This window comes from Streptomyces sp. NPDC048142 (assembly GCF_043202835.1).
Classification (GTDB): domain Bacteria; phylum Actinomycetota; class Actinomycetes; order Streptomycetales; family Streptomycetaceae; genus Streptomyces.
In genome coordinates this window covers 47,703-61,459 of sequence record NZ_JBIDBC010000021.1, presented here as the reverse complement: position 1 = coordinate 61,459, position 13,757 = coordinate 47,703, and the positions used below count along the sequence as shown (strand labels likewise).

Genomic DNA, 13,757 nt, shown 5'->3' with positions numbered 1-13,757 from the left:
ACGGTCGTCCCGCTGTGAGTCGCCGTTTCAACGGCGGCCACCCACAAGGGAGATCGGGGGTGCACACGTGCGGATCGGACTGCTCACCGACGGTGGCTATCCCTATGCGACCGGTGAGTCCGGGCCCTGGTGCGACCGGCTGGTGCGCGGACTGCCGCAGCACGAGTTCGACCTGTTCGCCCTCAGCCGCTCCGCCCACCAGGAGGGCCAGGGCTGGGTCCGGCTGCCGCAGCAGGTCGGCCGGGTACGCACCGCGCCGCTGTGGACCCCCGAGGACGGCACTCCGCGCGGCGGCGGCGAACGCGGCCTGCTGGCCCGGCTGGTGACCGGCGGCGAACAGTCCTACGGGCGGCGCGACCGCACCCGCTTCGCCGAACACCTCTCCGCCCTCGCCGCCGCGATCTGCACCCCCGACGAGGCCGGTACGGGACCGGGTACGGGCCCCGGCGCGGAGCTGTTCGCCGACGGGCTCCACGGCCTCGCCGAGCTGGCCCGTGAACGCGGCGGACTCCGCCTCGCCCTGCGCTCCGAGACCACCGTACGGATCCTGGAGGCCGCATCCCGCGCCCGCGGCACCGGCCGCACCGTGCGGAGCGCCACCCTTCCCGACCACCTCGCCTTCGCCGCCGAGCTGGAACGCGCGCTGCGCCCGCTCTCGCTGGACTGGTACGACCAGGAGGGCCTCGGCGCGGTCGACCTCTGTCATGCGGCCTCCGGCGGGGCGGCCGCCCTCCCGGGGCTGCTGGCCAAACGCTTCTTCGGGGTACCGCTGCTCGTCACCGAGCACGGCGTCCCGCTGCGCGCGCACTTCCTGGCCGCCTCCGGCACGCCGTACGGAGCCCCCGTGCGCGCCCTCCTCGCCGGGTTCCACCGCCGCCTCGCCGCCGAGGTCTACCGGCAGGCCGCGATCGTCACCCCCGGCAACACCCACGTCCGCCGCTGGCAGCAGCGCTGCGGAGCCGACCCCGCCCGGCAGCGCACGGTCTACCCGGGCATGGCCGCCGAGCGGTTCGGCCCGGTCGGCGAGGACGACGACGCGGGCGGCCCCGCCACCCTGGTCTGGGTCGGCCGGATCGAGCCGGCCAAGGACCTGATCGCCCTCCTCCACGCCTTCGCCGAGGTCCACCGCGCCGAGCCCGACGCCCGGCTGCGGATCTTCGGCGCCCCGGCCCCGGGCGAGGAGGGGGCCGCCCATCTCGCCCACTGCCGGGCCCTGGCCGCCCAGCTCTTCCCGGACGAGGCCACCGGCGCCCACACCGAGGGCAGCAGCCCGGTCACCTTCGAGGAGATCGGCGGCCCCGAGGCCCCCGGCCTCGCCGAGGCCTACGGCGCGGGCGGGGTGGTCGTGCTGTCCAGTGTCGTCGAGGGCTTCCCGGTCAGCCTCGTCGAAGCCATGTTCTGCGGCCGGGCCACCGTCTCCACCGACGTGGGCGCGGTCGTCGAGGTCATCGGCGGCACCGGCCTGGTGGTGCCCCCGCGCAATCCCAAGGCGCTCGCGGACGCCTGCCTCGCGCTGCTGCGCGACCCCGAGCGCCGGGCCCGCCTGGGAGCCGCCGCGCGGGCCCGTGCGCTCGAACTCTTCACCGTCGAACAGAACCTCGCGGCATTTCGCGGCATTTACCTGGAGCTGATCTCGCACACCCCGGTGCGCCGGGAGGCCGACACGGTGGACGCCCACGGCGCCCCCCTGCCCTTCGCCACCCCACCGGAAGCCCGCCTCCTCGGCCACTGGACCCAGCCCGGGGCACGTCTTCGGCAGCCGGTGGGCCCGGACTCGGGCCTGGTCCCGGACTCGGACGTGGGCCCGGACCGGGATTCGGACGTGGGCCCGGACCAGGACGTGGGCCCGGTCCCGGATCTGGGGCTGGCCCCGGACTCGGACCTGGACTTGGTCACGGTCCCGGCTTCCGGATCGCCCGCTGCCGTCGCCGCCGTGCCGAGTCGGGCCGTGCCAGGGGCCCGGCTGCCGGACCGGCCCGGTGAGCTTGAGCCGCAGTACTCGCGGGAGCCGGTCCCGGCGCCGGAGGGCGTCTGCGCGGTCGCGGCACGACCGGCGGGGGACGGCGATGCGTGACCACCCGACCCTCCACGACCACGGAGACCACCCGATGACCCGTCCGGACGACCCGGCGACCCCCGCTGCCGCCCCGGAGCGCCCCGCATCCGCTCCGGAACGCCCCGCGCCCGCCCCGGCGGCGGAGCGCCCCGCGGAGATCCCGCACCGCACCACGGCACGCCGGGCCCCGGCCGCCACGGCCCGCCGTGGTCCGGCCGACCCGGTGAAGTCCCTGCTGCATCACCACCGTGACCTGTGCGAACGGGCCGTGGACCCCCTGGAGATCGCCGCAGGTCTTGAGGCGCACGGCCTCACCGACCGCACCGCCGCCCGCTACCGGCACCGGGACGTCTTCGCCCTCGCCGAGGAGCTGTACGCCCGCATGCCGCCCCGTACGCAGGAGCCCACAGGCGGGTCGCCCGGCCCCGGTCCCGACGCCGAAGCGCGCGCCGCCTGGACGCTTCTCGCCCTGCTCCCCGGGGCCGCCTGCCTGGCGACCGCCGGGGTGCTCCGGGTCACCGAGGGCGTCCTCGCTGACGGGACACGGACCCTGGTCACCGTCGTCGGCGTCGTCCTGGCCTGCCTGGCGCTCTGGGCGTGCCTGGTCCGTGGGCCGCTGCGCGCCCCTGAAGGAGCGGGCCGCGCCGGGGTGTACGGCTGCTGGCTGCTGAGTTACGCGGTGTACGGCGACGAACTGCTCGCCCAGGTCATGACCGGCGGCCCGGACGGCCCGTGGGACGGCAGCCCCGCCCCGCTGCTCGGGCTCGTCGCCGCCGTCGCCCCGGCCGCCTGGTGCGCCCACCTCTTCACCGTCCGCGCCCGCCGCAAACTGACCGGCAGCCGCACTCTGGAGGAGTTCGGCGCGGGCGTGCGCCCCCTGTTCCTGGTGTCTGTCACCCTCTTCCTCGGCGCGCTGCTGCCCCTGCTGTACCTGGCCGACCTCGGCCTGGGCGGGGGCGGCACGCCCGTCGCGGCCGTCGCCCTCGGGGTCCTGCTCTTCGTGGCCCGGCTGCTCGCCGCCCACGGGCTGCCCGCGCCGGGCACCGTCGCGCTCGCCGCCGCCTGCGCCGTCGAGGCCGCCGCCCCGGCCCTCGTCCTCTCCGCCAGGCTCCCCGGACTCGAACCCCTCGCCCGGCCCGTGGACGCCCTCGTCTCAACAGGTGGGACGGGTGCCGTGTCCGCCCTCGCCTGCGGCGGGGCCGCCCTCGGACTGCTGCTGCACGCGGCCCTCGCGCTCTCCCGGGCCTCCGCCCACACCCGGACCTGAGCCCGCCCCACCGACGTACCACCGCACGACCCGCCGACGCACCACCTCCGACCACCTCTCCGAAGGCGTTCCACCGCACCACCGACCCACTCCCGCGGAGCCGACGCCGCGGGCCCCGTCCAGCACCGCACGACCGACTGACTGATCTAGGAGAAACCCGCCATGACCACCCAATCCTCCGCACCGGCAGCCCGCCGTCGGCACCGAGGCGGTGCGCGATGAGGGTGCTGCTGCTCGGAGCCAACGGATTCCTCGGCCGCTTCGTCGCCGACCGGCTGCTGGCCGACCCCGCCGTCCACCTCACTGCCCTCGGGCGCGGCGACGACGCCGACGTCCGGTTCGACCTCGCGGGCGGCAGCCCCGGGGCGCTCACCCGCTTCCTGGACGCCGTCCATCCCGGAGTCGTCGTCAACTGCGCGGGCGCCACCCGCGGTGGCGCCCGGGACCTCACCCGCCACAACACCGTCGCCGTCGCCACCGTCTGCGAGGCCCTGCGCCGCAGCGGCTGCGGGGCCCGGCTCGTCCAGGTCGGCTGCGCCTCGGAGTACGGGCCGTCGCAGCCCGGGTCCTCCACCGCCGAGGACGCCGTCCCGCGCCCCGGCGGCCCGTACGGCGTCAGCAAACTCGCCGCCACCGAACTCGTCCTCGGCTCCGGCCTCGACGCCGTCGTCCTGCGGGTCTTCTCGCCGGTCGGCCCCGGCACTCCGGCCGGTTCCCCGCTCGGCCGGCTCGCCGAGGCGATGCGCCGCGCCATGCAGTCCGGCGACGGCGAGCTGAAGCTCAGCGGCCTCGGCGTGCAGCGGGACTTCGTCGACGTACGGGATGTGGCGCGGGCCGTCCACGCCGCCTCGCTCTCCGCCGCCCAGGGCGTCGTCAACATCGGCACCGGGCGGGCCGTCCGGCTCCGTGACGCCGCCGCCGTCCTGGCGAGAGTCGCCGGGTACGCGGGCGCACTCCACGAGCTGGACACGCCCCCCGCGCGGCTGCCCATCGGCGCCCCGCGCACCTCCGCCGAGTCCGTGATGGAACACCTCTCCGCCACCCCGTCCCCGTATCCGGACGGCTGCGGGGCCTGGCAGCAGGCCGACGTCCGCACCGCGCGGGACCGGCTCGGCTGGCGGCCCCGGATCAACCTGGAGGAGTCCCTCGCGGACATCTGGATGGAGGCGGCGTGCCGTATCTGACCGCTCCCGCCGCCGCTCGCCGGACCGCGGGCGGCGAACAGCTCGGCTTCGGCGTCCCGGGCTACGCCCACCCCCTGCTCGCCCCCGTCGAATGGGCCGAGCTGGCCCGCCCCGGCACCCCGCTGCACTGGGCCGTCCTCAACATCGCCGAGGGCCCCGGCTCCCGGCCCGACCCGCACTGCCTGGAGGCGGCGGGCAGGCTGCGCAACGCCCGCGAACGCGCCCTGCACGGCGGCTCCCCGGACGACACCGTCCGGGCCGCCGGCGGCAGGCTGCTCGGCCACCTCGACCTGGCCCACGGCGAGCGGCCCTTCGACGAGCTGATCGCGGACGCCCGGTCCTTCATCGACTGGTACCGGACCGGCGGCTTCTACCTCGCCCGCTGCCCCGCCGAGCGCGCCTCGCTGCCCGCCGTCCGCCGTCTCACCGGCACCCTGCACGCCCTGCTGGCGGAGAGCGACAGCGCGGACGGCGGGGGCCGTCTGGTGCTGGGCCACGGCACCCACCCGCATCCCGGCTATGCGGAGGTGGCCGACCAGCTGGTCACCTTCCAGGGCTCCTGGACCGAGTACCGCTGGTCCCAGGTGGCCGAGTGGACGGCCGACCATCCACCGGAGCGGTTCGCCCATTTCGTCCACGGAGTCCCGCGCACCCACCTGGAGGAGGCCATGCGCACCGCCCGCTGGCAGGGCGCCGGGACGATCTTCTTCACGGACCGGGACGACCGAAGCGGACAAAGCGATCCATTCGCGGCGCTGCCCAGGTACTGGGACGAAATCGTCTCGCGGATCGGACCCGGTATCTCGGAATGAGGAGGGGCGTGGCAGTGTTACGGGGAGAACAACCGTACGTAGTCGACCGTAAGAAGCCGGTCTACGTAGAATCCGACCACCTGCATTGTTGAGGTTCCTGTGTCGCTGCCACCCCTGGTCGAGCCAGCTGCTGAGCTCACCGTCGACGAGGTCCGCAGGTACTCCCGCCACCTGATCATCCCGGATGTCGGGATGGACGGACAGAAGCGCCTGAAGAACGCCAAGGTGCTGTGTGTCGGCGTCGGCGGCCTCGGCTCGCCGGCCCTGATGTACCTGGCCGCGGCCGGTGTCGGCACGCTCGGCATCGTGGAGTTCGACGAGGTCGACGAGTCGAACCTCCAGCGCCAGATCATCCACAGCCAGGCCGACATCGGCCGCTCCAAGGCCGAGTCCGCCAAGGACTCGGTGCTGGGCATCAACCCGTACGTCAACGTGGTCCTTCACGAAGAGCGGCTCGAAGCCGAGAACGTGATGGAGATCTTCGCGCAGTACGACCTGATCGTGGACGGCACGGACAACTTCGCCACCCGCTATCTCGTCAACGACGCCGCGGTGCTGCTGAACAAGCCGTACGTCTGGGGCTCGATCTACCGCTTCGACGGCCAGGCCTCCGTGTTCTGGTCGGAGCACGGGCCCTGCTACCGCTGCCTCTACCCGGAGCCCCCGCCGCCGGGCATGGTCCCCTCCTGCGCCGAGGGCGGCGTGCTGGGCGTGCTCTGCGCGTCCGTGGGCTCCATCCAGGTCACCGAGGCCATCAAGCTGCTCGCCGGCGTCGGCGACCCGCTGGTCGGCCGGCTGATGATCTACGACGCCCTGGAGATGCAGTACCGCCAGGTGAAGGTCCGCAAGGACCCCGACTGCGCGGTCTGCGGCGAGAACCCCACCGTCACCGAGCTCATCGACTACGAGGCCTTCTGCGGCGTCGTGTCCGAGGAGGCGCAGGAGGCGGCGCTCGGCGCGACGATCACTCCCAAGCAGCTCAAGGAGTGGATCGACGGCGACGAGAAGATCGAGATCATCGACGTCCGCGAGCCGAACGAGTACGAGATCGTCTCGATCCCCGGCGCGAGGCTGATCCCGAAGAACGAGTTCCTCATGGGCACCGCCCTCCAGGACCTCCCGCAGGACAAGCGCATCGTCCTGCACTGCAAGACGGGCGTCCGCAGCGCCGAGGTCCTCGCGGTCCTCAAGTCGGCGGGCTTCGCCGACGCGGTGCACGTGGGCGGCGGCGTGATCGGCTGGGTCAACCAGATCGAGCCCGAGAAGCCGGTGTACTAGAGCATTCCGGCGTATCGGAGCATTCCGGTACGCTCCGTGCTTCTGTATGAGAACGGTACTTCTGTACGGGAACAGTGCTTCTGTACGGGAACGGGCCCGGTCCGCGCGCTGCGGACCGGGCCCTTCCGTATGCCCGGCCTGCCGGGGCCCGGGGAGCGCCGCTACCCGCAGGTCCTGCCGTCCGCCGGGACCTTCCCGTCCAGGAAGTAGTCGTCGATCGTCGAGGTCACACACGCGTTGCCGCCGTAGGCCCCGTGTCCCTCGCCCTTGTTGGTCACCATGACGCCGACGCCCTCGCCCAGCTCGTCCGCCATCCGCCGCGCCCCCTCGTACGGCGTCGCCGGGTCACCGGTCGTCCCGACGACCAGGATCGGACCCGCGCCCGGCGCACTGGTCTCCGGCGTCTCGTGCTCCCCCTCGATCGGCCACCGGGCACACCAGCCGGCCGTGTCCCAGGCCAGGAACGGGCCGAAGACCGGCGACAGCTCCCGGAACTCCGGCAGCAGCGCACGGGCCTCGTCCACGGTGGGCCTGGACTTCGAGTCGGCGCAGGAGATCGCCCGCTGGGAGTGGCTCTGGGTGTCGTAACGGCCCTGCTCGTCACGGCCGTTGTACGAGTCGGCGAGCCGGAGCAGGCCATTGCCCGTGCCGTCGTTCTCCGCCTCGTCGAGCGCGGCCGTCAGGGCGGGCCGGTCGGACGCGGAGTACAGCGGGGTGACGATGCCGGTGATGGCGAGCGACTCGCTCAGCTCACGCCCCGAGTCGGTCGGCAGCGGGCTCCGGTCGATACGGGCCAGCAGCCGGGCGATGCGCTCGGAACCCGCCTCCGGGTCCTGGCCGCGGTCCTTCAGGTAGTTCTCCAGGGCGCGCTGGAAGCCCGTGGTCTGGTTCCGGGCGCGCCCGATCCCGTCGGCCGTCGGGTCGACGACCGCGTCCAGCACGGTGCGTCCCACGTTCTGCGGGAAGAGGTGGGCGTACGTCCCGCCCAGCTCCGTACCGTAGGAGAAACCGAAGTAGGACAGCTTCTCGTCGCCCAGGACCTGGCGGATCAGGTCCAGATCGCGGGCGGCGTTCGTCGTGCCGACGTGCGGGAGGAGCGCGCCCGAGCGGCGCTCGCAGCCGGCGCCGAAGTCCGCGGCGTCCTCGATGAACGCGGCCTCCTCCGCCGCCGTGTCCGGAGTCAGGTCGACACTCCGGTGCGCCTGCTCCTGCTCCTCGTCGGTGCGGCAGCGCACCCCGGAACTGGCCGCGACCCCGCGCGGATCGAAACCCACCAGGTCGTAGCGGGTGTTGAGCTTCGCGTACGCTCCTGCGGCGCGCGGCAGAATGCCGACGCCGGACCCGCCGGGTCCGCCGAAGTTGAACAGCAGCGAGCCGAGCCGCCGCTCCTGGTCGCGGGCCTCCTTGCGGACCAGCGCGATGGAGAGCGTCTGCCCGGACGGCTCCGCGTAGTCCAGCGGTACGTCCACGTGCGCGCAACGCCAGTCGGGCCCGGGGGCGCCGGCGCCGCGCGGGGCCGTGCAGCGCTTCCAGTCGGGGCGCTGGGAGGTGAGGGCGGAGGGCGGATCCGGCGTTTCGGGGGAGTCCTTCAGGCCGGTCGGCGCGGGGGAGGCGGAGGCGTCGCCGGGGCGGCCGTCGGCCGGCCCGGCCGCCTTCGGCTCCGACCTCGACAGGCCGCAGCCGGTGAGCAGTCCCGCCGTGAGAAGGGCCACCCCCGCCGTGACGGCGGCCCGGTGGACACGACGGTGCGCACGCATGATCCGGCTTCCCTCCCCGAGGCCCGAAGCCGGTGGCGACGCGTCGGGCGGCTGTGCTGTGCGGCCATGCTAACCGCCGTGTCGGGTACGGGAGCCGGGGCCGGGATCAGCCGCAGACCGTGCCGGACCTGGGCACCGTACCGTTCAACAGGTAACCGTCGACCGCCCGTTGCACACACGCGTCCTTGCTGTTGTACGCCCCGTGCCCCTCGCCCCGGTAGGTGAGCTCGACACCGACGCCCTCGCCCAGCTCCTCCACCATCGCCTTCGCGCCCGCGTACGGGGTCGCCGGGTCACCGGTGTTGCCGATGACCAGGATCGGGGCGGCGCCCGGGGCGCTGACGTCCGGGGTCTCCCAGGCGCCCGAGACCGGCCAGCCGGTGCAGCTCATCAGGCCCCAGCCGAGGTAGTCCCCGAACAGCGGGGACGCCTCGCGGAAGGCGGGCAGCGCCGCCTTCGTCTGCTCCAGGGTGAACCGCTGGTTGCTGTCGGCGCAGTTGATGGAGATGTTGGCGGCGTTGGAGTTGTCGTACTGCCCGTCCTCCGAGCGTCCGTTGAGCGAGTCGGCCAGTGCGAGCAGCAGCCCGCCGTTCCCGCCGCCCGCCTCGTCCAGGCCCTGCTCCAGCAGCGGCCAGGTCTCCTGCGAGTAGAGCGCGGACGCGATCCCGGTGGTGGCCAGCGTCTGCGTCAGCGCCCGGTCGCCGAGCCCGTCGACGGGCTCCTCCTCCAGCTCGGCCAGCAGATCGGCGATGGTCTGCTCGACCTCCTGCTGGGTGGCCCCGGGCAGCGCGCAGTCGTCGCGCTCCGCGCAGTCCTTCGTGAAGTTGTCCAGGGCGAGCTGGAACCCCTCGGCCTGGCCGAGGGAGGACTGCTCGGCGTTCTTCGTCGGGTCGACCACCGCGTCGAAGACGGCCCGCCCGACCTTGTCCGGGAAGAGGTGGGCGTACACGCCGCCCAGTTCGGTGCCGTACGAGATGCCGAAGTAGTGCAACGTGTCGTCGCCGAGCACCGTGCGCATCAGGTCCAGGTCGCGGGCGGCGTTCGTCGTGCCCACGAAGGGGAGTTCGGGGCCGGAGTTCTCCTCGCAGTCCGCGATGAAGTCCTCCTGCCCCTCGACGAACTCCTTCTCCTCGGCCGCGTCGTCCGGGGTGGAGTCCTCCTGGTAGAGGGCGTCGAGCTCGGCGTCGTCCGCGCACTGGACACCCTCGCTGCGGCCCACCCCGCGCGGGTCGAAGCTCACCAGGTCGTACCGGGTGCGGAGCGTGTCGTACTCGGTGCCGAACGCGGGCAGGGTCGCGACACCGGACGCGCCGGGCCCGCCGAAGTTGAACACCAGCGAGCCGATCCGCCGCTTCTGGTCCCTGGCCTTCGCCCGCACCAGGGCCAGCTCGATCGTGCGGCCGTCCGGCTTCGCGTAGTCGAGCGGTACGTCCATGAAGGAGCACTCCCACACCACGCCGCCGGGCAGCGGGGACGGTGACTCGCCGCCGCCCTGGGCCGCGTTCGGGGGCGGGCACGGGGACCAGGCGAGCTGCTGCGACGTCAGCTCCTCGGCCGTGGAGGACGGCGAGGCGGTCGAGGCCCCGGTGGGCGTCGAGGACCCGTCCCCGTCACCGTCGTCCGAACAGGCGGCGAGCGGCAGCAGCACGGTGGCGGTGGCGGCGAGGGCGGCGGCACGCAGAGCGGGGGAAGTCCTCATGAGCCCATCGTGCGGCGGAGTGCCGGGGAGCGCGGCCGGGCGCGGTCCATGCGGGTGGCGGCGGGCCGTGCCGCCACCGGGGCGGCGTCGGGATCTCCGGCTACAGCTCGCCCTTGCGGGTCAGCTGGTTGAAGGCGATCCACCCCGGCAGCACCGGCAGCCACAGCGTCATCACGCGGTACAGCAGCACCGCGGGCGCCGCGACCTCGCTCGGCAGCCCGACCGCGATCAGGCCCAGCGTCAGGGCCCCCTCGACCGCGCCCATACCGCCCGGAGTCGGGGCGGCCGAGCCGAGCGCGTTCCCGGCGAGGAAGACCACCGCGATGCTCGCGTAGCTCAGCTGGGGCACGTCCGGGCCGCTGAACGCCCGGATCGAGGCGTCCAGGCACAGCACGAACAGGCCGGTCAGCAGCAGCATGCCGCCGATGCCGGTGAGCAGCTTCTGCGGCCGCTGCACCACGTCCAGCATGCGCGGCACGACCCCGGCGAACAGCGAGCGCACCCGGGTCACCACGAACTTCCGCAGGAACGGCACCGCCGTCACCACGAGCACCAGCACCGCGACCGTGAGCAGACCGGCGATCACCGTCCGGGACGGGGTCAGCGAGTCCGGGGTCTTCTCCGTACCGGTGAGATAGCCGAACAGCGCCAGCAGCATGATGTGGGCGCCGAGTCCGAAGAGCTGCGAGGCCCCCACGCTCGCCACCGCGAGACCGGGGCGCACCCCGGCCCGCTGGAGGAAACGGGTGTTCAGCGCCACACCCCCGACCGCGGCGGGCGCCACGATCTTCACGAAGGAGCCGGCGACCTGCGCCTGCACGGTCTTCACGAACGGCACCCGCTCCGGCACGAAGCCCAGCAGGCTCATCGCCGCCGCCACGTAGCTCAGCGCCGAGAAGCCGAGGGCGGCCGCCACCCAGCCCCATTCCGCCTGCTCCACGACCGTCCCGAAGTCGGCCTGGGTGACCTGCGAGATCAGGAAGTACGCGGCGATGGCCCCGGCGATGAAGCTGAACAGGGTGCGCGGCTTGATGCGCTCCAGACGGACCGGTTCGACCGGGGCCTGCGGGCGGATCAGCAGCACCTGGTGGCGGATCTGGGCGAGCAGATCCTCCTCGCGGGCCTCCTCCAGCGCATCATCGATGGCGCGCTTCTCGGCCTGCTTCTCGGCCTGTTTCTCGGTGCGCAGCGACTTGCGCTCCGCCTTGGTGCCCGCCCTGCGGTCCGTTCCGGAGTCCGCCGCGCGGCCGGTCTTCGCCTGCTTGGCCGCCTGCGAGGCCTCCACCACCGCCTCCCGGTCGCGGTGCGAACGCTCGCGGGCGATCCGGCGCAGCGTCGCCCGGGTGGAGCGGCTCAGCGCGATCGGCTGGAGCAGCGGCAGACAGTCCGCCACCGCGTCCGGGCCGAGCACGGCCAGCGCCCCGGCCACCGACCGCTCGGCCCCCACCCGCAGTCCCAGCGTGGTCAGCAACTGGGCCACGTCCATCCGCAGCACCAGATCACCGGCGGCGATCTCGCCGCCACGCAGATCCGTCACGAACGCCCTGCCGGAACGATCCACCAGAAGGGCGTCACCGGTCAGCCTGCGGTGCGCGATCCGCCGCGACTGGAGGGCCTTCACCTGATGCCAGGCGCTGCGCACCAGGTCGTCGGTGATCTCCTCGTCCTCCATCGCGTCCAGCGACCGGCCGCCGATGTGCTCGTAGACGAGCATCACCGCGTCGGGGCCCAGCTCCGACGTGGCGATCAGCTTGGGGGCGTTCGCCCCGGCGGCGATGGCCGCGTACGCGAGCAGCGCCTCCTGCTCCAGCGCCTGGCGCAACGACTGGATGGAGCGTCGCTGGGTGATCCCGCGCAGGGTGAGCCGCCGCCAGGCCCGGTAGAAGAACCCCTGGGCCTGTTGTTCCCGGTCGACGACGGTGACGTCGAGCGGCGGGCCGTCCTCCAGGGTGACCAGGTAGCGCCGCCCCCGGTCGTTCTGGTCGGCGTTGTCCGGGATGTCCTCGGTGCGCATCGCCGCGACCGGGCGGAATCCCACGTGCCGCAGACCCGCCATCAGGTGCTGGCCGGTGGGGCGGACGTTCGGCGAGCCGACCGCGTACAGCGTCCCGTACGCCACCGTCCAGCCGATCAGCACGGTGAGGATGATCGAGAACGGCGTGGTGTATCCGCCGACGAGCATCGCGAACGCGTCGAGCAGCAGCACCACCCACAGCACCACGCGCCAGCGCGGCCGCCGGGCCATCCCGACCGCCGTCATGTACGCGATGACGGGTGCGAGATAACCGTGCACCGGGTCGGTCAGCCCGCCGGCCGTCTGCGGCTGGGTCAGCGCGTCCTGGATGGTGCCGGGAGCGGTCCGCGACACCCAGAGGTCGGTGGCGAGCGTCACCCCGTGGGCGAGCACGGCGGCGAGCACACCGTCCGCGATGCGCAGCCCGTCGCGTTTGATGAGGCGCTCGATGGCGAAGGCGACCGGCACCAGCAGCACGGCGATGCTGGACACCAGACCGGCGATCTTGATCAGCAGATCGGGCGCCTGCTCGGTGCCCTTGGAGATGTCGTCCTCAAGACCGGTGGTGGTGCCGTGGGCGAACGCGGCGATCGCGAGCAGTACCCCGATCGCGAGCACCCCGATGAGCAGCCGCATCAGGTCGGAGGGGCGGTGCACCCGGGCGGGGAGCAGCGGCTCGTCCACGGAGACGCGTTCGCTCGGAGCGGCGTCGGGGGAGGCCAGGGTCGAGCCGGCCAGACGCCCGGTGGTGGACGTCGTGGGACCGTCGGCGCGGGGCTCTCCGGAGGAGGCGTGGGGTGTTCCCGAGGAGGCGTGGGGTGTTCCCGAGGACTCGGGACCGCCCTGCGGGCGCTCCCCGGCATCGGAGGCGTCCGCCGCCTTCGGTGGCTGCACGCCCTGCTCCTTCGTCGCCTCTGGTTCGTCTTCGTGTTCTGGTATCACCGGTCACCGCCCGCATGATGGTGGCACGGCCCGTAGACGGAGGAGGGCATCAGGGTGCATCGCACGGGCGCGGGAAGCGCAACATACGCTCCTTTGCACCTGCGTGCACGCTGTGTGTCCGGACGGATACCGTTCCGGCCGGGCTGTCGGTGGCGTACGGCAGGATGGGACGGATGAGCCAGGACCAGACGGACGGGCGCGGCTCCGGCACCGCCCCGGCCGGCGCCGGACTGCCGGACTACGCGGAGCGCGTTCTCGACGTGGCCGATCTGATTCCGCCCGGCCGGGTGATGACGTACGGCGACATCGCGGAGTGGCTGGGCGAGGGCGGACCCCGCCAGGTCGGCCGGGTCATGGCGCTGTACGGATCGGCCGTGCCGTGGTGGCGTGTCGTCCGCGCCGACGGGACGCTGCTCCCCACCCACGAGCTGCGGGCGCTGGACCACTACCGCTCCGAGGGCACCCCACTGCGCGAGGCGTCGCGCCAGGTGGAGGGGCACATCCCGCGGATCGACATGCGGCGCGCCCGCTGGGACGGAGGCGGCGCCGACCCGGCCGGTGACGGCGGCCCCGGCGGCGAGGGCCCCGGCGGCGGGGGCGGTCCGGTCGGGCCGAGCGGTCAGGGCGAGAAAGCTCACACCTGACAGCTTCCGCCATCGGCCTCCGCCGGCGACGGCCCGACGCGGCAGCGCACGTGACGAGGGACGCAGCGCGGCCGCCGTCCCCCGCGCCGCCGCTGGCGTAGCGT

9 protein-coding genes are annotated in these 13,757 nt (G+C 73.6%); 6 read left to right on the top strand and 3 right to left on the bottom strand.

Annotation, left to right across the window (positions count from 1 at the left end):
• The first annotated feature begins 67 nt into the window (after positions 1-67).
• The 5 genes from ACGF2Y_RS24370 (at position 68) to moeZ (ending at position 6,597) form a co-directional block, all read left to right on the top strand.
• The gene (locus ACGF2Y_RS24370) at positions 68-2,074 is read left to right on the top strand and encodes a DUF3492 domain-containing protein (RefSeq protein WP_392951146.1); all 2,007 of its coding nucleotides are present in this window, start codon (positions 68-70) and stop codon (positions 2,072-2,074) included.
• 34 nt (positions 2,075-2,108) lie between these two features.
• Complete coding sequence (locus tag ACGF2Y_RS24365; protein ID WP_392951143.1) at positions 2,109-3,323, top strand: hypothetical protein; 1,215 nt, start codon at positions 2,109-2,111, stop codon at positions 3,321-3,323.
• Between the two features lie 218 nt (positions 3,324-3,541).
• Positions 3,542-4,507, top strand: coding sequence for an NAD(P)-dependent oxidoreductase (locus ACGF2Y_RS24360; RefSeq protein WP_030580443.1), 966 nt, complete (start codon positions 3,542-3,544; stop codon positions 4,505-4,507).
• The gene (locus tag ACGF2Y_RS24355; protein ID WP_392951139.1) at positions 4,495-5,319 is read left to right on the top strand and encodes a spherulation-specific family 4 protein; all 825 of its coding nucleotides are present in this window, start codon (positions 4,495-4,497) and stop codon (positions 5,317-5,319) included. The genes ACGF2Y_RS24360 and ACGF2Y_RS24355 overlap by 13 nt, the downstream gene beginning before the upstream one ends.
• 99 nt (positions 5,320-5,418) lie before the next feature.
• The gene (gene moeZ / locus ACGF2Y_RS24350) at positions 5,419-6,597 is read left to right on the top strand and encodes an adenylyltransferase/sulfurtransferase MoeZ (protein ID WP_392951137.1); all 1,179 of its coding nucleotides are present in this window, start codon (positions 5,419-5,421) and stop codon (positions 6,595-6,597) included.
• A gap of 161 nt (positions 6,598-6,758) precedes the next feature.
• On the opposite strand, the gene ACGF2Y_RS24345 is transcribed toward moeZ, so the two are convergent.
• The 3 genes from ACGF2Y_RS24345 to ACGF2Y_RS24335 form a co-directional block, all read right to left on the bottom strand.
• Entirely contained in the window at positions 6,759-8,354 is a 1,596-nt protein-coding gene (locus ACGF2Y_RS24345) for an alpha/beta hydrolase (protein WP_392951135.1), read from the bottom strand.
• 106 nt (positions 8,355-8,460) lie between these two features.
• Positions 8,461-10,053, bottom strand: coding sequence for an alpha/beta hydrolase (locus ACGF2Y_RS24340; protein ID WP_392951132.1), 1,593 nt, complete (start codon positions 10,051-10,053; stop codon positions 8,461-8,463).
• A gap of 100 nt (positions 10,054-10,153) precedes the next feature.
• Positions 10,154-12,961 carry a YbhN family protein gene (locus ACGF2Y_RS24335; protein ID WP_392951129.1) on the bottom strand — a complete coding sequence of 936 codons (2,808 nt, stop codon included), beginning with the start codon at positions 12,959-12,961 and terminating at the stop codon, positions 10,154-10,156.
• Between the two features lie 221 nt (positions 12,962-13,182).
• Here ACGF2Y_RS24335 and ACGF2Y_RS24330 point away from each other — a divergent pair, with 221 nt between their 5' ends.
• Positions 13,183-13,653, top strand: a complete 471-nt coding sequence (locus tag ACGF2Y_RS24330) for an MGMT family protein (RefSeq protein ID WP_392951127.1) — start codon at positions 13,183-13,185, stop codon at positions 13,651-13,653.
• Positions 13,654-13,757 lie beyond the last annotated feature (104 nt).

Bases quoted from the DNA above. Each gene is read 5' to 3' on its own strand.
- ACGF2Y_RS24365 (WP_392951143.1), top strand. From the start codon at position 2,109: ATGACCCGTCCGGACGACCCGGCGACCCCCGCTGCCGCCCCGGAGCGC.
- ACGF2Y_RS24360 (WP_030580443.1), top strand. From the start codon at position 3,542: ATGAGGGTGCTGCTGCTCGGAGCCAACGGATTCCTCGGCCGCTTCGTC.
- ACGF2Y_RS24345 (WP_392951135.1), bottom strand. From the start codon at position 8,354: ATGCGTGCGCACCGTCGTGTCCACCGGGCCGCCGTCACGGCGGGGGTG.
- ACGF2Y_RS24340 (WP_392951132.1), bottom strand. From the start codon at position 10,053: ATGAGGACTTCCCCCGCTCTGCGTGCCGCCGCCCTCGCCGCCACCGCC.
- ACGF2Y_RS24330 (WP_392951127.1), top strand. From the start codon at position 13,183: ATGAGCCAGGACCAGACGGACGGGCGCGGCTCCGGCACCGCCCCGGCC.